This window comes from Paracoccus sp. S3-43 (assembly GCF_029027965.1).
Classification (GTDB): domain Bacteria; phylum Pseudomonadota; class Alphaproteobacteria; order Rhodobacterales; family Rhodobacteraceae; genus Paracoccus.
On sequence record NZ_CP119082.1, the window covers coordinates 1037701 to 1058044 of the forward strand.

Consider the following 20344-nt stretch of genomic DNA (forward strand, 5'->3'; position numbering starts at 1 on the left):
CAAGGGCGCGAGGCCCTGGACGGCGATCAATGGGTCGCGGCGCGCGGGGCGCGCCGGGATCAGCGTGCTATTGGCAAAGCCGCACGTCGTTGCACAGCGCACCGGCTGCGCCGCCGATGGCGGCACCCTTGACGACGTTGTGGCCGCCGACGCTGGCAACGGTCGCGCCGACGCCCGCGCCGATAAGTGCGCGGTCGGTGTCGGTCGGGTTGATGCCCTGGGTGCAGCCCGCAACGGCGGTTGCGCCGAGAAGGGCGGCAATGGCAAGGAACTTGGACATGTCTGTCTTCCTGTGAGGTGATCGGCTGGACGGGAACGCCCGCCCAGCCAGCCAGGTTCAGTAACGACGCTGACAGACGCCGGCGTCGTCGCACAGCGCGCCGCCGACGGCGCCGACGGCCGCGCCGGTTGCCAGATCCTCATCCAGGGCCTTGGCGATGACCGCACCGGCGACAGCGCCGCCCGCGGCGCGCTGCGCGTCGGGCGACAGGCCGGTCGCGGTGCCATAGCCTTGGTCGCAGGCCGCCAGGCCCAGAAGAACGAAAGCGCCAGCGGCGACACGGGTGAACAGCGAAGTCTGCATGAAGATTTGCCTGTATAATGGGCCGGATGACCGACCGTTGAAGGATGGTGACCGACTATCGCACAGCCGGGCGCGAGGTCAAACTGACATGGGTGTGACTTCAAGGCCCTAGGCAGCAAATTGCGCATTCTCAGCGGTCCGCCGGAAGGTCGTCGTCGCCGTCGTCCCAATCGTCGTCGTCCCAGCCGAAATCGGGCGGGCTGTCCTGGGCGAACAGTTCGGGGAAGGACGCCTCGGCGGCGGCCATGTCGACTTGCAGCAGCTGGTCGTAATCGGCGGGATCGAAGGCGCCGACCGGCTTGACCTCGCGCCCGATCAGCCAGCCCAGGCGGCCCGCGTCCAGGTTGCCGCGAAGGAAGGGTTCGTCGCCGAAATGGGCGATCAGCGCCGCCAGGAAACCGGCATCGGCGCGGTGGTCGGCGGGTTTGCGGTCGCGGAAGCGTTCGCGCCGGGTGATCGGCGTCGCGCCCTTCTTGCGGTTCTCGCGGCGGATGACGAACTGGAAATCGGTGCCGGGAAGGCGTCCCGGAAAGCCCCGGTGTTTCAGCATGATGTGCCCCTTTTGTCGGGGCGGGCCGGGCCGGAAAGGCGCGGGCAGCCGGACCGCCCGCGCAATGACAGTCGGTTCGGCTCAGTTGGCGCCGTATTTGCCCTGATAGACCGGCTCGGTCGTGACCGGGTTGGCGGTGGGCACATAGACTTCGGGTTCGGGGGCCTGACGCTGGCACGCAGCAAAGGCCGAGACCAGCACGAGGCTGAGGATGATTTTCTTCGACATGTCGTCATGCTCCTGTAAAGCGGGCGCGGGCGCGCCCGTCTGCTCGGGTTCAGGGGGATGTCTTCATGCACCGCCCCGCAGGGCATGATAGCGGCGGCAGGCAGGCGCAGACAGGCGGGGCGGGCGGCGGGGATCAAATGTCCCGCAGCCTGTGGCCAGCCTGCATCATTCACGCGTTTGTGCAGCACCGTTAGCATCTTACAAAGGAATGTTGTCGTGCTTCTTCCAGGGATTCGGCAGCCGCTTGCCGCGCAGGCTGGCGAAGGCGCGGGCGATGCGCTTGCGGGTCGAATGGGGCTGGATCACCTCGTCGATGAAGCCCTTTTCGGCGGCGACGAAGGGATTGGCGAAGCGGCCTTCGTAATCGCGGGTCCGGGCGGCGATCTTGTCGCTGTCGCCCAACTCGCTGCGATACAGGATCTCGACCGCGCCCTTGGCGCCCATCACCGCGATTTCCGCCGTGGGCCAGGCATAGTTGAAATCGCCGCGCAGATGCTTGGAGGCCATGACGTCATAGGCGCCGCCATAGGCCTTGCGGGTGATGACCGTGACCTTCGGCACCGTCGCCTCGCCATAGGCGAACAGCAGCTTGGCGCCGTGCTTGATGACGCCGCCATATTCCTGGCCCGTGCCCGGCAGGAAGCCCGGCACGTCCACGAAGGTCAGGATCGGAATTTCGAAGGCGTCGCAAAAGCGCACGAAGCGCGCCGCCTTGCGCGAGCTGTCGATGTCCAGGCACCCCGCCAGAACCATCGGCTGGTTGGCGACAATGCCCACCGTGCGGCCTTCGATGCGGATGAAGCCCACGACGATGTTGCCCGCGAAATCCTTCTGGATTTCGTAGAAATCGCCCTCGTCCGCGATCTTCACGATCAGCTCTTTCATGTCATAGGGCTGGTTCGGGTTGTCGGGGATCAGCGTGTCCAGGCTCTCCTCGATCCGCGCGGGATCATCGAAGAAGGGGCGCACCGGCGCCTTGTCGCGGTTGTTCAGCGGCAGGAAGTCGAACAGGCGGCGGATTTCGGTCAGGGCTTCCACGTCATTCTCGAAGGCGCCGTCGGCGACCGAGGATTTCCTGGTGTGGGTCGAGGCGCCGCCAAGCTGTTCGGCGGTCACGACCTCGTTCGTCACCGTCTTGACCACGTCCGGGCCGGTCACGAACATGTAAGAGGTGTCCTTCACCATGAAGATGAAGTCGGTCATCGCCGGGCTATAGACCGCGCCGCCCGCGCAAGGCCCCATGATGACGCTGATCTGCGGCACCACGCCCGAGGCCATGATGTTGCGCTGGAACACGTCGGCATAACCGGCCAGCGAGGCCACGCCTTCCTGGATCCGCGCGCCGCCCGAATCGTTCAAGCCAATCACCGGCGCGCCGTTCTGCATCGCCATGTCCATGATCTTGCAGATCTTCTGGGCATGGGTTTCCGACAGCGACCCGCCGAAGACGGTGAAGTCCTGCGAAAAGACATAGACCATGCGGCCGTTGATCGTGCCCCAGCCGGTCACCACGCCGTCGCCATAGGGCCGGTCGGCCTCCATCCCGAAATCGGTCGATCGGTGGGTGACGAACATGTCGAATTCCTCGAAGCTGCCCTCGTCCAGCAGGATTTCGATGCGTTCGCGCGCCGTCAGCTTGCCCCGCGCGTGCTGCGCGTCGATCCGCCGCTGACCGCCGCCCAGGCGGGCCTGCGTCCTGCGGTCTTCCAGTTCCTGAAGAATGTCCTTCATCGCAGCACCTCCCGCTTGCTGCGCCGCAGCCTAGTCAGGCGGGGCAGGGCGGGGAAGCAAAATCGAGAAAATTTGCAAACTATGTTTTGCGTCCCAACAGGAAACTGAAAACCTGCAAATCAACCGGCGCGCAAGGGCGGCGCGCTGCTGTCGTTCGGACCGGAGGGGGAAGGGGTGAGAGGCTGGACAACGACCCAAGCGGGGCTCGTTACGGCTGCTTCCTTCCGGACCTGACCGGGTTGGCGAGGCGCCTGCCCGCGCCAACCTCTCAAGCGGATAGATAGTGCGCCGCGCCGCGCGATGCAACCGTCAAAGATGCAGGCGCATCACCGCGAAGCCGCCATCGGATTGGCCTACATGCTCCATGCGCCTGCCGCAAAAGGCGGCGATGTCGGGCAGAAGCGGCAGGCCCTGGGGTCCAGTCTCGAACAGGGCGGAGGTTCCGGGCATCGGCAGGAAATGCCAGGCGGGGGCGGCCTCGATGGACAGGCGGCGGCGTTGGCGCAGGTAATCGCGGATCACGTCGCGGGTCTGCGGTCCGGGCGGCAGGATCACCGGCGTTCCCGCCGTCAGCGGCGCGAACAGCCCGCAGGCCGCGAGGCGATAGGAATTGGTCGCCAGCACGAAACGGTCATCATCGCCCAGCGGGCCGCCGCGCCAGGTCAGATCGCGCACGCGGCCGCCGCCGGTCGCGCGGCCGTCGCGCGCGAAGGCGGGGGGCCGGGACAGGTCGATGCGCCAGCGGACATCCTGGATGACGTCGAACTGATAGGCCGGAAAGCCCGGATCGGTCAGCGGCTGGTCGGGGCAGCCCGGCCGGATCTGCCGGAACAGGCTGGCCGACCGCTCCAGCCAGCCGCGCAGGTCCGCCCCGGTGACCAGCAGGGCGCAGATCCGGTTCGGAAAGGAATAGATGTCGGTCAGATTGCCCAGCCGCAGCCGCCCCGGCGCGACATCGGTGTAATGGTCCGGCCCGCCCCGGCCCCCCGCCCGGAAGGGCGCCGCGGCGGACAGGACCGGGACTCCGTCCAGCCGCGTGCCCTTCAGGCTTTTGCGCACGAACCAGCGTTGCGCCATGTTGACCAGGCGCAGCGCGGGATCGACCCCGACCAGGGCGAAATAGCTGCTGATGCGGCGGTCGTTGTGACCGATGCGGCGGCGCAGGTGGGTCTGGGTCAGCCGATGCGTGGCCGCCACCGCGCGCAGGACGGCGGGCGCGGCCGGCTGGTCGGGCGCCACCCTCTCGCACCGGGCGGCGGCATGGGACAGGCGCCATCCCGTTCCCGGATCCTGGGTCAGCGACAGGTCGATCACCCCCAGATGCGATCCGCCGAAACCGGGCATCACGGCGGGCTTGCCCGACAGGGTCGCGTCCGCAGGCCCGCTGCTCGGAGGTGGAAACACCTCGTGCGTGTGGCCCGCGACGATCACGTCCACCCCGTCCAGGGCGGCCAGTTCGGCGGCGACGTTTTCCGCGCCGGGACCGGCCGGGCGGTCGGAAATCCCGCTATGGGCCAGGGCGACGACCAGATCGGCGCCCGCCGCGCGGATCCGGGGCAGGACGCGGCGCGCGGTCTCCAGGATGTCGGCGCAGGCCATCTGCCGCGACAGGTCGCGGTCCCAGGCGGTCGTCTGCGGCGGCAGAAAGCCCACCACGCCGATGCGCAGCACCGCCCGGCGTCCCGAGGCGGTCAGGACCGGCCTGTCCAGAATCGCGAAGCCCGGAAAATCCGCCCGGCCCCGCAGCCGCAGGTTGGCCGCCAGAAAGGGAAACCGCGCCTGCCGCGCCGCCGATTGCAGCACATCCAGCCCGAAGGCAAAGTCGTGATTGCCGATGGCGGCGGCGTCATAGCCCATCAGGTTCATGGCGGCGATGGCGGGATGGGTCTTGGCGCCCGCCCGCGCCGCCTGATCGCCCAGGGGGGTTCCCTGAAGGAAATCGCCGTTGTCGAGCAGCAGGGTGTTGCGCGCCGCCGCCCTGTGCCGGTCCACCAGCGAGGCGATTTGCGCCAGGCTGCCGCGTGCGCAGGGCCGGTCGGCCAGGTAATCGTGGGGCAGCAGCTTCATGTGCATGTCGGTGGTGGCCAGGATCCGCAGGGCCACGGTGTCGACAGCACCGGCAGGACGATCACGTTCGCAGATCTCGTCAGTTGCGTCCCGCATCACAAAAAAACCCCCGACTACAGACCGCTACGTCATCCGCGCCAAACCGGAACTTACCCGGTCGGAGTGCATCTTCTCAACCCTGGATTGTCAACCCGGAGGATTAATGACCCCGTCAGAGCATATTCGTCACAGTCGCCGGAAGGCGATCGGCGGGCCGCCGCAGGGCGCCGTCCTTGCGGTTGAACACGACCTGCGCGCGGCCTAGGCGTCCTGGAGCTGCGCCTCGCGCAAGGGGTCGGCGGGATAGACGCCCAGCATGTCTAGCGACGAGGTGAAATAGCGCAGTTCCTCAAGCGCGCGTTGCAGGGCCGGATCCTCGGGATGGCCTTCCACATCGGCATAGAACTGCGTCGCGGTGAACACGCCGTCGACCATATAGCTCTCCAGCTTGGTCATGTTGACGCCGTTCGTCGCGAACCCGCCCATCGCCTTGTAGAGCGCGGCGGGAATGTTGCGGACCCGGAAGACGAAGCTGGTCAGCATCCGGTCGGACCGGCGGCTGTAATCGGGCTGGCGCGACATGATCAGGAAGCGCGTGGTGTTGTTCTGCCGGTCCTCGATCTGGTCGGCAAGGCGCTCCAGGCCATAGATCTCGCCCGCCAGGGGCGAGGCCAGCGCCGCCAGCGACGGATTGCCGCGGGACGCCACCTCTTTCGCGGATCCGGCGGTGTCGGCCCCGGTCACGGCGCGGATGCCGTGGCGGCGCATGAAGCCCCGGCACTGGCCCAGAAGCACCGTGTGGCTCATCGCCTCGCGCACCTCGGACAGCGGCGTGCCGGGAACCGCCAGCAGGCTGATATGGACGCGGACGAAGGCTTCCTCGATGATGTGCAGGCCGGATTCGGGCAGCAGGTGATGGATGTCGGCCACCCGGCCATAGGTGGAATTTTCCACCGGCAGCATCGCCAGGTCGGCCTGCTGGCTGCGCACCGCCTCGATCACGTCCTCGAAGGTGCGGCAGGGCAGCGCCTGCATGTCGGGGCGGGCCTTGCGGCAGGCCTCGTGGCTGTAGGCGCCGGGTTCGCCCTGGAAGGCGATGCGGTTGGTGGGGGTCGTCATGGGCCGCTGTCCGAATTTTGACTGGTGGCGCGGTAACTATACCTTGATCCCTCAAAGAGAAAGCGGATAGATACCCGTCGAATTGACGAGCTTACCAATGCGGGGATCGCACGCGATGTTCAACACCATGACCGTGACCAAGGCCGCAGGCGCGCTGATCGGCGCGCTGCTGTTTCTGATGCTGGCCAACTGGGCGGCAAGCGGCCTGTATCACGTCGGCGCCGCCGGCCACGGCGGCGAGGGCGAGGAGCACGCGCAGGCCTATACCATCCCGGTCGAGGAAGCGGCGGGCGGCGAGGAAGCGGCCGAGGAGACCATCGACTTTGCCGCCCTGCTGGCCTCGGCCGATGCCGCCGCGGGCGAAAAGGATTTCGGCAAGTGCAAGGCCTGCCACAAGCTGGACGGCACCGATGGCGTCGGCCCGCACCTGAACGGCGTCGTGGGCCGCCCGGTCGCCTCGATCAGCGGCTTCAGCTATTCGCCCGCCATGGTGGAACACGCCGCCGAGGCGCCCGAATGGACGCCCGAGGCGTTGCAGGAATTCCTGGCCAACCCCAAGGGCGTCGTGTCGGGCACCAAGATGTCCTTCGCGGGCCTCAAGGATCCGCAGGACCGCGCCGACATCATCACCTATCTGCAATCCCAGCAGTAAGGCTTGCATGGAACCGGCTGGAAGGGCGCATTTTCGGATGCGCCCTTTTTCGTTGCAGCCCCTCACGAAATCGCGGCTTGATCGCGCCCCCGGCGCTGCCTAGCGTGCAGCACACGCCTTGACCGGAGATTGCCGATGCGCCGCCTTGCCCTGATCGCCGTCCTTGCTCTTGCCCCGGCTGCCGCCGCCCTGTCGCAAGACGCACCGGCCGAAGGGGAGGGGACGGTTATCAAGACCCACGCCATCGCCCTGTTCGGCGATCCGGCGCTGCCCGCCGATTTCCCGCATTACCCCTATGTGAACCCCGATGCGCCCAAGGGGGGCGAGATTTCCTTCGGCGCGGTCGGCGGCTTTGACAGCTTCAACCCCTTTACCCACCGGGGCCGCGCCATTGCCCTGTCGATCATCCAGTTGGAGTGGCTGATGGACAGCCCGGCCGATGAGCTGGGCGTGGATTACTGCCTGCTGTGCGAAACGCTGGAATATCCCGAAAGCAAGGATTGGGTGATCTTCAACCTGCGCCCCGAGGCGAGGTTCAGCGACGGAACCCCCCTGACCGCCCATGACGTGCTGTTCAGCTTTGAAACCCTGCGCGACAAGGGCCTGTCGTCCTTCCGCGTTGGCATGAAGCAGATGATCGCCAAGGCCGAGGTGCTGGACGATCACCGCATCAAGTTCACCTTCGCCGAAGGCTATCCCCGCCGCGACGTGATTTCCCAGATGGGCAACCAGATCGTCTTCTCGAAAAAGGATTTCGAGGAGAACAAGCGCGATCTGGAACAAAGCAGCAATACGCCCTTCATCGGTTCCGGCCCCTATCTGTTCGACCGCGCCGACATGGGCCGCACCATGGTCGTCAAGCGCAACCCCGATTACTGGGGCAAGGATCTGCCTATCAACAAGGGCCGCTTCAACTTCGACCGTATCCGCTATGAAATGTTCGGCGATTTCGACAGCGCGTTCGAGGCGTTCAAGGCGGGTGAATACACGTTCCGCAACGAAACCTCGTCGATGCACTGGTCGACGCGCTATGATTTCCCGGCGCTCGCCTCGGGGGTGGTGGTGCGCGAGACGCTGCCCGACGGGCAGATCGCCAGCGGCGACGGCTGGGTCTTCAACCTGCGGCGCGCGAAGTTCCAGGACATCCGCGTGCGCGAGGCGATCGGGCTGATGTTCAATTTCGAATGGACCAACCAGACGCTGCTGTATGGTCTGGAAACCCGTGTCAATTCCTTCTGGGACAACAGCGAATTCGGCGCCGACGGCCCCCCGTCGCCCGCCGAGGCCGCGCTTCTGGAGCCCATCGCGGGCGATCTGCCGGACGGCATCCTGACCGACGACGCGGTGGTCCAGCCGGTATCGGGCGAACGCCAGCTCGACCGCCGGAACATGCGCCGCGCCGTGGCCCTGCTGGACGAAGCGGGCTGGACCGTGGGAAGCGACGGGATGCGCCGCAACGCCGAGGGCCAGACCCTGACGGTCGAGATCCTGAACGACGACGTGGGCAACGACCGGATCATCAACCCCTTCATCCAGAACCTGCGCGCCATCGGCATCGACGCCGTCAACCGCCGCGTCGACAATGCCGAGATGGAGCTTCGCACCCGATCCAAGGACTTCGACATGGTCGAGGACAGCCTGGGTCAGGCCTATGCCATCGGCGGCTATGCGAGCCAGGTCTTCGGGTCCGAGGACAAGGACGACGTGTTCAACCCGATGGGCCTGGCGAATCCGGCCATCGACAGGCTGCTGGAAATCGGCCAGCAGGCCACCACGCAGGAAGACAATATCGTCGCCATCAACGCGCTTGACCGGGCGCTGCGCAGCCTGCGCTTCTGGGTGCCGAAATGGTTCAAGGCGGAATACACGCTGGCCTATTACGACATCTATCGCCATCCCGAAGCCATGCCGCCCTATGCGCTCGGCACGCTGGATTTCTGGTGGGCCGATACCGCGCGCGAGGCCGAGCTGAAAGCCAAGGGCGCGATCCGCTGATCGGGCCGCACTTGATTTCCAGCCGGTCCCGACCCACAAGGGCGGGACAACAAGGACGGGGCCGCAAAGGCCCGCAAGGGGCAAGGTCGATCCGATGGGCGCCTATATCCTGCGGCGGTTGCTGCTGATCATCCCGACGCTGATCGGGATCATGGTGGTGAACTTCACCCTGACGCAATTCGTCCCCGGTGGTCCCATCGAACAGATCGCCGCGCAGGTCCAGGGGTCGGGCGACGCCTTCAGCAATATCTCGGGCGCATCCGGCGCCGATACCGGCGCGGTCGAGGGATACGAGGGCGCGCGGGGCCTGCCGCCCGAATTCATCGCCCAGCTTGAGAAAGAGTTCGGCTTCGACAAGCCGCCCTTGCAGCGGTTCCTGTCGATGATGGGCAATTACCTGACCTTCGATTTCGGCACCAGTTGGTTCCGCTCGATCAGCGTCATCGACCTGGTGGTGGAAAAGATGCCGGTGTCGATCACGCTGGGGCTGTGGTCGACGCTTCTGGCCTATCTGATCTCGATCCCGCTGGGAATCCGCAAGGCGATGCGGGACGGGACGCGCTTCGACACCTGGACCTCGGCCGTCATCATCATGGCCTATGCGATCCCGGCCTTCCTGTTCGCGGTGCTGCTGATGGTGCTGTTCGCGGGCGGCAGCTATTGGCAGATCTTCCCGCTGCGAGGCCTGACCAGCGACAATTTCGCGGAGCTTTCCCTGTGGGGCAAGATCAAGGACTATGCCTGGCACGCCACGCTGCCGGTCGTCGCCTCGACCATTTCCAGCTTTGCCACGCTGACCCTGCTGACCAAGAACAGCTTCCTGGACGAGATCAACAAGCAATACGTGATGACCGCCCGCGCCAAGGGCCTGACCGAGGGGCGCGTCCTTTACGGCCATGTCTTCCGCAACGCCATGCTGATCGTGATCGCGGGCTTTCCCGCCGTATTCCTGGGCGTGTTCTTCGGCGCCAGCATCCTGATCGAGACGGTGTTCTCGCTGGACGGTCTGGGCCGCCTGGGGTTCGAGGCGGCGGTGCAGCGCGACTATCCGGTGATCTTCGGCACGCTTTACGTCTTCGGCCTTCTCAGCCTGGTGGTGGGGATCCTGTCGGACATGATGTATGTCTTTGTCGATCCGCGCATCGACTTCGAATCGAGGGCCGGCTGATGGCGCTGTCGGAACTCAACCGCCGCCGCTGGCGCAACTTTCGCCGCAACGGCCGGGCCTTCTGGTCGCTGGTGATCTTCTCGGTGCTGTTCGTGCTGGCGATGTGCGCCGAGATCGTCGCCAACGACAAGCCCATCGTCGCCAGCTATCGCGGGGAACTGTATTTCCCCGCCTATCGCTTTTATCCCGAAACCGCCTTCGGCGGCGATTTCGGGACCGAGGCGATCTATCGCGACGAGGCCGTGCAATGCCTGATCGTCACCGGCGGCAGCCAGGACTGCTGGGACACGCCCGAGGATCTGATCGCCGCCGTGGACGCGGGCACCAGCGACATCCCGAGGGACCAGCAGGGCTGGATGATCTGGCCGCCGATCCCGTTCCACTATTCCACCATCAACAACGTGGGCAGCGCCCCAAGCGCCCCGGACGCCACGCATTGGCTGGGCACCGACGACACCGCGCGCGACGTGCTGGCGCGGGTGATCTACGGCTTCCGCATCTCGATCCTGTTCACGCTGATCGTGACGGTGGTGGCGTCCATCGTCGGCATCGCGGCGGGGGCGATCCAGGGCTATTTCGGCGGGCGCACCGATCTGGTGTTTCAGCGGGTGCTGGAGATCTGGGCGTCCACGCCGTCGCTTTACGTCATCATCATCCTGTTCGCGATCCTGGGGCGAAGCTTCTGGCTGCTGGTCTTCGTGACGATCCTGTTCGGCTGGCCCGCGCTTGTGGGCGTGGTGCGGGCCGAATTCCTGCGGGCGCGGAACTTCGAATATGTCCGCGCCGCCCGCGCCCTGGGGGTCGGCGATCGCACCATCATGTTCCGCCATATCCTGCCCAATGCCATGGTCGCCACGCTGACCATGCTGCCCTTCGTCGTCACCGGCACGATCAGCGGGCTGGCGGCGCTGGATTACCTGGGCTACGGCCTGCCCGCATCCGCGCCCTCGCTGGGGGAACTGGCGCTTCAGGCCAAGCAGAACCTGCAAGCGCCCTGGCTGGCCTTCACGGCCTTCTTCACCTTCGCCATCATGCTGTCGCTGCTGGTCTTCATCTTCGAAGGCGTGCGCGATGCCTTCGATCCCCGAAAGACCTTCAAATGACCGAAGCCGTCCTGTCGGTCCAAGACCTGCGCATCAGCTTCCGCCAGGAGGGCCGGATCGTGCCCGCCGTCAAGGGCGTCAGCTTCCAGATCGGCAAGGGCGAGACGGTCGCCCTGGTCGGCGAATCCGGATCGGGAAAGTCGGTCACGGCGCTGTCCACCGTGCGCCTGCTGGGCGATTCCGCCGTCATCGAGGGGTCGGTGAAATATGCGGGCCGAGAGATGGTCGACGCCCCGGCCAGTGTGCTGCGCGACATTCGTGGCGACGACATCAGCTTCATCTTCCAGGAACCGATGACCTCCTTGAACCCGCTGCACACGCTGGAAAAGCAGCTGGGCGAAAGCCTGGCGCTGCACCAGGGCCTGACCGGCGCGCGGGCGCGGGCGCGGATCGTGGACCTGCTGACCCGCGTGGGCATCCGCGACCCCGAATCGCGGCTGGCGGATTATCCGCACCAGCTCTCCGGCGGGCAGCGGCAGCGGGTGATGATCGCCATGGCGCTGGCCAACGGCCCGGAACTGCTGATCGCGGATGAACCCACCACCGCGCTGGACGTGACGATCCAGGCGCAGATCCTGGACCTGCTGGCGGAACTCAAGGCAGACGAGGGGCTGTCGATGCTGTTCATCAGCCACGACCTGGGCATCGTGCGCCGCATTGCCGACCGCGTCTGCGTGATGAAGGACGGCGAGATCGTGGAACAAGGCCCGGTCGAGGCGATCTTCGCCAATCCGCAGCACGACTATACCCGCAAGCTGCTGGCGGCCGAGCCGACCGGCCTTGCCGATCCCGTGCCCGAGGGCGCCGAGACGATGGTCGAGACGCGCGACCTGAAGGTCTGGTTTCCGATCCAGCGGGGGCTGCTGCGCAGGACCGTGGGTCATGTGAAGGCGGTGGATGGCGCCACGCTGACCGTGCGGGCCGGGGAAACGTTGGGCATCGTCGGCGAATCGGGCAGCGGCAAGACCACGCTGGCGCTGGCCATCATGCGGCTGATCGACAGCGACGGTCCGATCCTGTTCCTGGGCCAGGACATTTCCCGCTGGCAGTCGCGCCAGTTGCGAAGGCTGCGCCGCGACATGCAGATCGTCTTCCAGGATCCCTTTGGCAGCCTCTCGCCGCGCATGACCGTGGAACAGATCATCGCCGAGGGCCTGACTGTCCACGGCGTCGAGAAAGGCCGCGACCGCCGCCGGATGGTCGCCGAGATCATGGCCGAGGTCGGGCTGAACCCCGACACCATGCACCGCTATCCGCACGAATTTTCCGGCGGCCAGCGCCAGCGCATCGCCATAGCCCGCGCCATGATCCTGCGCCCCAAGGTGGTGGTCCTGGACGAACCGACAAGCGCGCTCGACATGACGGTGCAGGTGCAGATCGTCGGGCTGCTGCGCGGCTTGCAGCGGAAATACGGGCTGGCCTTCCTGTTCATCAGCCACGACCTGCGCGTGGTCCGCGCCATGTCGCACAAGATCATGGTCATGCGCGCGGGCGAGGTGGTCGAGCAGGGCACGACCGCCGAGATCTTCGACGCGCCGCAGCAGGATTACACCCGCGCGCTGCTGGCGGCGGCGTTCCGCGACCATCACCGATGAAGATCCTGTTCGTCCACCGGAATTTCCCCGGCCAGCCGCATCTGGCCCCAGCCCACTGATTCGGGGCCTTGCGGGCGACCATCCTGGGCGGCTGTGACCTGCATCGCCACAGCCTGCCGCGCCAGATCGAATGGGTGGAAAGCCGCTCGCCGATGGGCTAAGCCCGCAGCGTTGGAAGAAAGGCGCATCATGGTCGACATCCGGCTGACGAATACCCGCACCCGAGCCAAGCAGCCCTTCACGCCGCTGGATCCGCGGAACGTGCGCCTGTATCTGTGCGGACCGACCGTCTATGACCGCGCGCATCTGGGCAATGCCCGGCCGGTGCTGGTCTTCGACGTGCTGGTGCGGCTGCTGCGCCATGTCTATGGCGCGGATCACGTCACCTATGTGCGCAACTTCACCGATGTGGACGACAAGATCAACGCCCGCGCCGCCGCCACCGGCCGCACCATCCGCGAGATCACCGAGCAAACGGTGGCCTGGTATCACGAGGACATGGACGCGCTTGGCGCCGACCGTCCCGATCACGAGCCGCGCGCGACCGAATATATCGTGCAGATGGTCGCGATGATCGAAACCCTGGTCGCGCGCGGCAACGCCTATGCCGCCGAAGGCCATGTCCTGTTCGACGTGCGCTCCTTTCCCGAATACGGCCGCCTGTCGGGCCGGTCGGTCGACGACATGATCGCGGGCGCGCGGGTCGAGGTGGCGCCCTTCAAGCGCGATCCGCTGGATTTCGTGCTGTGGAAGCCGTCCGATCCCGATCAGCCCGGCTGGGACAGCCCCTGGGGCCGGGGCCGTCCGGGCTGGCATATCGAATGCTCGGCCATGTCCGAGGCGCTGCTGGGGCCCAGCTTCGACATCCACGGCGGCGGCATCGACCTGCAATTCCCGCATCACGAGAACGAGGTCGCGCAAAGCTGCTGCGCCCATCCGGGGGCCGGTTTCGCCAATGTCTGGCTGCATAACGAGATGTTGCAGGTCGAGGGCAAGAAGATGTCCAAGAGCCTGGGCAACTTCTTCACCGTCCGCGACCTGCTGGACCGCCGCATCGCCGGCGAGGTGATCCGCTATGTCCTGCTGTCCACCCATTACCGCAAGCCGATGGACTGGACCCAGGCCAAGGCCGACGAGGCGCGCGACATCCTGTGGCAATGGCGGCTGCTGACCAAGGACGTGGATCCCGCCGCCGCGCCGCACCCCGAGGTGGTCGAGGCCATCGCCAACGACCTGAACACCCCCGGCGCCATCGCCGTGCTGCACCGGCTGAAGGACGACCCGGCCACGCTGCTGGCCTCGGCCCGGTTCATCGGGCTGTTGCAGGCGGGCGACGACGGCTGGATGCACAAGGATTATCAGGCGCTCGACAGCCAGTCGGATTACAGGGATTTCGACCAGATCCTGGCCGCCTTGCAGGACCGGCTGGCCGCGATCCGCGCCCAGGCGAGGGACAGCAAGGATTTCTCGCATCTGGACCGGGCCAAGTCCGACCTGACCGCCGCCGGGCTGGAGGTGCGCATGTCCAAGGCGGGGATCGAACTGCTGGTCCGCCCCACCACGGTCCAGAAGGATGTCGCCTGCATCGCCGAGCGGCTGCTGACGTGACGCTTGTCGCCTGCACCGAACTGGTGCGGACGCAGGATCCCGACCGCTTCGGCGCGACGCTGGTCGCCGCGCCGCAGGATCGTCCCGCTTTGATAACGCTTTACGCGCTGAACCTCGAAATCGCGCGGGCGCCGTTCCAGTCGGCGGAACCCATGCTGGCCGAGATGCGGCTGCAATGGTGGATCGACCGGCTGGAGGGGATGGGGGCGGGCAGGCCGCCGCCGCTGCACGATGTGCTGACGCCGCTGTGGGACGCCTGGGGAGCCGACGCCGGACGGCTGGCGCCGCTGGCCGAGGCGCGCCGCCGCGACTGCGAAAGACAGCCCTTCGACAGCGCCGATGCCGTCGCGGCCTATGTCGCGGATACGGCGGGACGGCTGATGGCCGGGGCTGCCGGACGGCTGGGCGCGCAGGGCGCGGCGCTGGATGTGGCCGCCGATCAGGGCCTGGGGGCGGGGCTGGCCGCCTGGCTGCGCGCGCTGCCCCGGTTGCAGCCCATCGGCCTGGGACTGGCCGCCGAAAACACCGCAGAGACTGCCGCCTTGGCGGGCATGGCGCGCGACGCCCTGGCCCGCGCAGCCCGGTCGCGGGCCATGCTGCCAAAGCGGGCAGCGGCGGCGCTATATCCCGGCCCGCGCGTCCTGCCGTTCCTGGCGTCGGTTCGTCGAGGCGACATCAATTTCTTCAAGCAAGATACTGACATCACGCCGTTTCAACGCCGATCTTCTTTGGCCTGGCTGGCGCTGACCGGCCGCTGGCGGCGGCGGAGCGGATAAAATTCGCCGCATAAACCCTCTTTTCACCCTTTCCCCGATATGAAAGGAATTGGACGGGCGCAGGGCGGGAAGGATCTCATGGCCAAGGGGTTGGATGCACAGGCCAGGCAGGGCTATGCCCTGATCGCGCCGCCGTTCCTGTATGCGCTGCTGATCCTGGCCGCGCCCCTGCTGACCATCCTGACCTACAGCTTTCTGACCGACGGCTATCTTGAGGTCGTGCGCGACGTCACCCTGGCCAATTACGTCCAGGTCTGGACCGACCCCATCGTCCGAACGGTGATGATGCGGTCGCTGATGGTCTCGGCCCTGGTGACGCTGGTCACGGTGCTGCTGGCCTTTCCGGTGGCCTATTACGTCAGCTTCATGGTGCGGCCCGAAAAGAAGGCGACCTGGCTGTTCCTGATCACGATTCCCTTCTGGACCAGCTATCTGATCCGGGTGTTCCTGTGGAAGGTGATCCTGGGCTATAACGGCGTCATCAACTCGACCCTGACCGGGCTGGGGATCATCGACGAACCGCTGACCTTCATCCTTTATAACGTCAACTCCATCGTCATCACGCTGGCCCATGCCTATGCGCCCTTCGCGATCCTGCCGATCTTCGTGGCCCTGGAAAAGATCGACCGTTCCCTGCTGGAGGCCGGGCGGGATCTGGGCGAAAGCCGGGCGATGACCTTCTGGCGGGTGACGCTGCCGCTGGCCATGCCGGGCGTTCTGGCGGCGGTGCTGATCGTGTTCATCCCCACCATCGGCGATTACGTCACGCCCGAACTGATCGGCGGCGGCAAGATCCCGATGATCGCTAACCTGATCCAGGTGCAGATGCTGGCGCTGGACAACCGGCCGCTGGGATCCGCGCTGGCGGTGACCGCCATGGCCATCGTGGCGCTTGTCAGCGTGGTCTTCCTGTTCGTCAACCGCCGCTTCCTGAAGGTGCGGTCATGACCGGGAAGGGCCGCGGCTTGCAGGTCTATGCGTTGTTCTACCTGCTTTTCCTTTATGCGCCGATCATCCTGCTGCCGCTGTTCGCCTTCAATTCCGGCACCATCATCGCCTTCCCGCTGCAAGGCTTCACGACCGGCTGGTTCGGGCAGATGTGGGCCAATGCGACGCTGCGCAGCGCGCTGGCCAATTCGCTGCTGATCGCGGTCAGCGCGTCGATCCTGGCGACCTGCCTGGGGGTCTTCGCGGCGCGCGCCTCGACCCGGTTCGAATTTCCGGGCAAGGGCGGCATGATGGGGTTCATCCTGCTGCCGATGGTGCTGCCGGAAATCATCGTCGCCATGTCGCTGCTGGTGGTTCTTCTGGGCATGGGCGTGCAACTGTCGATCCTGACGGTGATCGTGGGCCACACGCTGATCTGCATGCCCTATGCCATCGCGATCCTGTCCACCGCGTTTTCCAGCCTCGACAAGTCGCTTGAGGAGGCGGCCTATGACCTGGGCGAAACGAAGTGGAGCGCGTTCCGGCTGGTCACGCTGCCCCTGGTGATGCCGGGGATCGTCAGCTCGCTGCTGATCGCCTTCACCATCAGCCTGGACGAATTCATCATCGCCTTCTTCCTGGCGGGCAACCAGCCGACGCTGCCCACCTATATCTTCAGCCAGTTGCGGTTCCCCAAGCAGATCCCGATGATCATGGCGCTTGGCACCGTGCTGGTCGCCCTGTCCATCGTGCTTCTGGCGATGGGCGAATATTTCCGCCGCCGCGGCAATGCCCGGCTGGGCGGCAAACCGACCGGAGGGTTCCTGTGACCGATTCCCGTTGCGATCGGCTGGATGCCGCGAAGCCGATGATCGAATGCCGGGGCGTTCACAAGCATTACGGCGATTACCACGCCCTGCGCGGCATCGACCTGACCATCCGTGCGGGCGAGTTCTTCTCGCTTCTGGGGCCGTCTGGCTGTGGCAAAACCACGCTGCTGCGCACCATCGCGGGGTTCGAGGATATCTCGGACGGCGCCATCCTGATCGACGAAAAGCGCATGGAGGAGGTGCCCGCGAACAAGCGGCCCACCAACATGGTGTTCCAGTCCTATGCGATCTTTCCGCACCTGACCGTCGCGCAGAACGTCGCCTTCGGCTTGCGCCGGGATCCGCGCGGCAAGGCGGAGAAGGCGGCCCTGGTGGACGAGGCGCTGGCCATGGTGGGCCTGCGCGGCTATGGCAACCGCGCCGCGCACGCGCTGTCGGGCGGACAGCGCCAGCGGGTCGCGCTGGCCCGCGCGTTGATCCTCAAGCCCAAGGTGCTGCTCTTGGACGAGCCGCTGTCGGCGCTGGACCGCAAGATGCGCGAACAGATGCAGGTGGAGCTGATCAAGCTGCAACGCCAGGTCGGCATCACCTTCGTCCTGGTGACCCATGACCAGGAGGAAGCCCTGGTCATGTCCGACCGCATCGCCGTCATGTTCGAGGGCGAGATCGCCCAGCTTGACGGCCCCGAGGCGCTCTATGCCCGCCCCGCCAACCGCCGCGTCGCGGATTTCATCGGCGTGATGAACTTCCTGCCCGCGCGGATCCTGGGCGAGAAGGACGGGATCGTCACGGCCGAGGCTCCGGGCCTGGGCGTGGTGGACCTGCCCGCCCGGCAGGTCAGCCGCGCGAATCCCGACGATGACGGCCCGACCATCGGTTTCCGCCCGGAAACGATGACCCTTGTGGGGCCGACCCAGACCCATACCCAGCCGCGCGAGACGAACGCCACCATCGACGAGGTCGTCTATTACGGCGACATGACCTATTACGACCTGCGGCTGGATGGCGCGGGGGCCACGGACGGCAAGGCGCGGCCGGTGCGGATTTCCATGCGCAATGTCTTCGGCCGCGACGTACAGGACGTGGGCACGCGCACCCGGCTGGCCTGGTCGCCGGGGTCGCTGGTGCTGTTTCGTTAGGGGCCGGGATGCCCAAGCTGCGATTGGCGAAGGCCATCGCCTTCGCCACGCGATGTCCTTGCCTTCCCGCGCCGCCGGGCCCCGAAGGCCCGGCCAGCGCCCGCCCCGCCCCCAGGCGGGCGCTTACCCGCCCCCCTCGGGTCGGGCGCTGGCCTTTCCGTGGTCATGGGATTGGGCCGTCTTTTGTGGCACCGTCACACAAAGGGCGGGGAAAACGCGATGCGTTTCCTGATCCCGCCTGCAAGCATAAGGGGCGCCCGCTTGCGAAACCCCGGCCGCTTGCCTAGAACGCGCCCTGACTTGGCTGAAAGGGGCGCGTCATGGGCTTTCGCATGGGAATTGTCGGCTTGCCGAATGTGGGCAAATCGACGCTGTTCAACGCGCTGACGAAAACCGCCGCCGCGCAGGCCGCGAATTTTCCCTTCTGCACCATCGAACCGAATGTGGGCGATGTGGCGGTTCCCGATCCGCGCCTGGATACCTTGGCCGGGATCGCTGGCAGCAAGCAGATCATCCCGACGCGCATCACCTTCGTGGACATCGCGGGCCTTGTGAAGGGCGCCAGCAAGGGCGAGGGGTTGGGCAACCAGTTCCTGGCCAATATCCGCGAGGTCGACGCCATCGCCCATGTGCTGCGCTGTTTCGAGGACGGCGACGTGACCCATGTCGAGGGCCGCGTCGATCCCGTCGCCGATGCCGAAACCATCGAGACCGAGCTGATGATCGCCGACCTGGAATCGGTCGAACGCCGCCTTGCCAACATCGCCCGCAAGCTGAAGGGCGGCGACAAGGATGCGGTGGCGCAGGAAAAGCTGCTGAAGGCCGCGCAGGCGGCGCTGGAATCCGGCAAGCCCGCCCGCACCGTGCAGGTCGCCGACGAGGACCGGCGCGCCTGGGAGATGCTGCAACTGCTGACCGCCAAGCCCGTCCTGTTCGTCTGCAATGTCGAGGAGGACAAGGCCGCCACCGGCAACGCCCAGTCCGACCGCGTGGCCGAGATGGCCCGCGCGCAGGGGGCGGGCCATGTGGTGATCTCGGCCCGGATCGAGGAGGAGATCAGCCAGCTTCCCGCCGAGGAAGCCGCGATGTTCCTGGAGGAGATGGGCCTGCACGAGGCCGGTCTGGACCGCCTGATCCGCGAGGGTTACAAGCTGCTGGGCCTGGACACCTATTTCACCGTCGGCCCCAAGGAGGCCCGCGCCTGGACCATCCACAAGGGCACCCTGGCCCCGCAGGCGGCCGGCGTGATCCACGGCGATTTCGAACGCGGCTTCATCCGGGCCGAGACCATCGCCTATGACGATTACGTCGCCTGCAAGGGCGAGGCGGGCGCGCGCGAGGCGGGCAAGTTCCGGATTGAGGGCAAGACCTATGCCGTCAAGGACGGCGACGTGCTGCATTTCCTGTTCAACGCCTGACCGTCAGCGGCCCCACAGGAACCAGGCCGCGAGGGCGGCCAGCAGGATCAGGGCCAGGATGCCGCCGGTGCCGCGCCACCAGGGCGCGCGCTCCAGCGGATCGACCGACAGGGGCGCGACCCCGTGCCCCAGGCTTTCGCGAATCCGCTGCCAGGCGCGGGCCGGGGCCATGACCGGCGTCAGGCCATCGGCGAACCGCGCCAGCCGTTCCTGCCAGTCCGCAAGCCGCGCCCTGTCCTGGGATTCGCCCCCGCGCAGCCCAAGCGCCTGTTCGGCCGCCGCGACGCTGTCGGCATCGTCGGCGGCATGGCCGGCCAGCCGCTCCAACCCCTCGTGCAGGGCGTGGCGCGCCTCATCGGTGGACATGCCCTGGCGGTCGGCAAGCTGGCGATAATCCAGGCCCTCAAGATAGGCGGCGCGCAGCAGGGCCAGCGCATCACCCCCTCCGCCCCCCGCGGGGACCGGGGGCAGGGCCAGCCCGCCGCGGCGCGCCATCGCCCGGTCGCGGGCCTGCACGGCCAGCCAAGCCGTCGGCGACAGCCCGCTGTCCGGGAAACGCGCGGCCTCCTTCCAGATGCCGATATAGACCTGTTCCAGCACCTCCTCGGCCTCTCGGCGGTCCTTCAGGATCGACAGGCACAGCGCGTTCAGCCGGGCCGAGCTGGCCTGATACAGCGCGTCGAAGGCGCGGCGGTCGGCCTTGGCGACGCGCGCGATCAGATCCGACAGCATCCTGTGATGGGCTTCCGGCAATGGCCACGATCCTCTTATGGTTGCGCGGCCAACTTAGCAGCCGTCCCGGCCCCGTCAACGCAG

Annotated in this window: 20 protein-coding genes and 1 other RNA gene; 11 read left to right on the top strand and 10 right to left on the bottom strand. The window is 66.6% G+C overall.

Annotated elements, in window-relative coordinates:
* Nucleotides 1-67: 67 nt before the first annotated feature.
* From PXD02_RS05345 to PXD02_RS05380, 8 genes are all read right to left on the bottom strand, one after another.
* On the bottom strand, nucleotides 68-280 hold the full coding sequence (locus PXD02_RS05345) for a hypothetical protein (protein ID WP_275105877.1): 213 nt from the start codon (nucleotides 278-280) through the stop codon (nucleotides 68-70).
* Nucleotides 281-337: 57 nt separating this feature from the next.
* Nucleotides 338-583 carry a hypothetical protein gene (locus PXD02_RS05350; protein WP_275105878.1) on the bottom strand — a complete coding sequence of 82 codons (246 nt, stop codon included), beginning with the start codon at nucleotides 581-583 and terminating at the stop codon, nucleotides 338-340.
* A gap of 130 nt (nucleotides 584-713) precedes the next feature.
* A complete protein-coding gene (locus PXD02_RS05355) occupies nucleotides 714-1133 on the bottom strand; it encodes a hypothetical protein (RefSeq protein ID WP_275105879.1) in 420 nt (139 codons plus the stop codon).
* 81 nt (nucleotides 1134-1214) lie between these two features.
* Nucleotides 1215-1361, bottom strand: a complete 147-nt coding sequence (locus PXD02_RS05360) for a hypothetical protein (protein WP_275105880.1) — start codon at nucleotides 1359-1361, stop codon at nucleotides 1215-1217.
* Between the two features lie 198 nt (nucleotides 1362-1559).
* Complete coding sequence (locus PXD02_RS05365; protein ID WP_275105881.1) at nucleotides 1560-3092, bottom strand: acyl-CoA carboxylase subunit beta; 1533 nt, start codon at nucleotides 3090-3092, stop codon at nucleotides 1560-1562.
* Between the two features lie 173 nt (nucleotides 3093-3265).
* Nucleotides 3266-3362: signal recognition particle sRNA small type (ffs, locus tag PXD02_RS05370), an RNA gene on the bottom strand.
* Nucleotides 3363-3401: 39 nt separating this feature from the next.
* On the bottom strand, nucleotides 3402-5255 hold the full coding sequence (locus PXD02_RS05375) for a bifunctional 2',3'-cyclic-nucleotide 2'-phosphodiesterase/3'-nucleotidase (protein ID WP_275105882.1): 1854 nt from the start codon (nucleotides 5253-5255) through the stop codon (nucleotides 3402-3404).
* 204 nt (nucleotides 5256-5459) lie between these two features.
* Complete coding sequence (locus tag PXD02_RS05380) at nucleotides 5460-6317, bottom strand: prephenate dehydratase (RefSeq protein ID WP_275105883.1); 858 nt, start codon at nucleotides 6315-6317, stop codon at nucleotides 5460-5462.
* Nucleotides 6318-6432: 115 nt separating this feature from the next.
* Here PXD02_RS05380 and PXD02_RS05385 point away from each other — a divergent pair, with 115 nt between their 5' ends.
* The 5 genes from PXD02_RS05385 (at nucleotide 6433) to PXD02_RS05405 (ending at nucleotide 12830) form a co-directional block, all read left to right on the top strand.
* Complete coding sequence (locus PXD02_RS05385) at nucleotides 6433-6969, top strand: c-type cytochrome (protein ID WP_275106363.1); 537 nt, start codon at nucleotides 6433-6435, stop codon at nucleotides 6967-6969.
* Between the two features lie 135 nt (nucleotides 6970-7104).
* The gene (locus tag PXD02_RS05390; protein ID WP_275105884.1) at nucleotides 7105-8964 is read left to right on the top strand and encodes an extracellular solute-binding protein; all 1860 of its coding nucleotides are present in this window, start codon (nucleotides 7105-7107) and stop codon (nucleotides 8962-8964) included.
* Between the two features lie 94 nt (nucleotides 8965-9058).
* Nucleotides 9059-10132, top strand: coding sequence for a microcin C ABC transporter permease YejB (locus tag PXD02_RS05395; RefSeq protein WP_275105885.1), 1074 nt, complete (start codon nucleotides 9059-9061; stop codon nucleotides 10130-10132).
* On the top strand, nucleotides 10132-11235 hold the full coding sequence (locus PXD02_RS05400) for an ABC transporter permease (protein WP_275105886.1): 1104 nt from the start codon (nucleotides 10132-10134) through the stop codon (nucleotides 11233-11235). Before PXD02_RS05395 ends, PXD02_RS05400 begins: the two co-directional genes overlap by 1 nt.
* Nucleotides 11232-12830 carry an ABC transporter ATP-binding protein gene (locus tag PXD02_RS05405; RefSeq protein WP_275105887.1) on the top strand — a complete coding sequence of 533 codons (1599 nt, stop codon included), beginning with the start codon at nucleotides 11232-11234 and terminating at the stop codon, nucleotides 12828-12830. Before PXD02_RS05400 ends, PXD02_RS05405 begins: the two co-directional genes overlap by 4 nt.
* On the opposite strand, the gene PXD02_RS05410 is transcribed toward PXD02_RS05405, so the two are convergent.
* Complete coding sequence (locus PXD02_RS05410; protein ID WP_275105888.1) at nucleotides 12821-13021, bottom strand: hypothetical protein; 201 nt, start codon at nucleotides 13019-13021, stop codon at nucleotides 12821-12823. The two genes, PXD02_RS05405 and PXD02_RS05410, sit on opposite strands and share 10 nt — an antisense overlap.
* Here PXD02_RS05410 and cysS point away from each other — a divergent pair.
* From cysS to ychF, 6 genes are all read left to right on the top strand, one after another.
* Entirely contained in the window at nucleotides 13020-14438 is a 1419-nt protein-coding gene (gene cysS / locus PXD02_RS05415; protein WP_275105889.1) for a cysteine--tRNA ligase, read from the top strand. The two genes, PXD02_RS05410 and cysS, sit on opposite strands and share 2 nt — an antisense overlap.
* Nucleotides 14435-15214: a squalene/phytoene synthase family protein gene (locus PXD02_RS05420; protein ID WP_275105890.1), complete on the top strand. Its 780-nt coding sequence runs from the start codon at nucleotides 14435-14437 to the stop codon at nucleotides 15212-15214. The genes cysS and PXD02_RS05420 overlap by 4 nt, the downstream gene beginning before the upstream one ends.
* Nucleotides 15215-15292: 78 nt before the next feature.
* The gene (locus tag PXD02_RS05425; RefSeq protein WP_275105891.1) at nucleotides 15293-16162 is read left to right on the top strand and encodes an ABC transporter permease; all 870 of its coding nucleotides are present in this window, start codon (nucleotides 15293-15295) and stop codon (nucleotides 16160-16162) included.
* A complete protein-coding gene (locus PXD02_RS05430; RefSeq protein ID WP_275105892.1) occupies nucleotides 16159-16971 on the top strand; it encodes an ABC transporter permease in 813 nt (270 codons plus the stop codon). Before PXD02_RS05425 ends, PXD02_RS05430 begins: the two co-directional genes overlap by 4 nt.
* Nucleotides 16972-17009: 38 nt before the next feature.
* Nucleotides 17010-18110 carry an ABC transporter ATP-binding protein gene (locus tag PXD02_RS05435; protein ID WP_275106364.1) on the top strand — a complete coding sequence of 367 codons (1101 nt, stop codon included), beginning with the start codon at nucleotides 17010-17012 and terminating at the stop codon, nucleotides 18108-18110.
* A 320-nt stretch (nucleotides 18111-18430) separates the two neighbouring features.
* Nucleotides 18431-19528: a redox-regulated ATPase YchF gene (gene ychF, locus PXD02_RS05440; RefSeq protein WP_275105893.1), complete on the top strand. Its 1098-nt coding sequence runs from the start codon at nucleotides 18431-18433 to the stop codon at nucleotides 19526-19528.
* 3 nt (nucleotides 19529-19531) lie between these two features.
* Here ychF and PXD02_RS05445 read toward each other — a convergent pair whose 3' ends face one another.
* Nucleotides 19532-20281 carry a sigma factor gene (locus tag PXD02_RS05445; RefSeq protein WP_275105894.1) on the bottom strand — a complete coding sequence of 250 codons (750 nt, stop codon included), beginning with the start codon at nucleotides 20279-20281 and terminating at the stop codon, nucleotides 19532-19534.
* Between the last annotated feature and the right edge of the window lie 63 nt (nucleotides 20282-20344).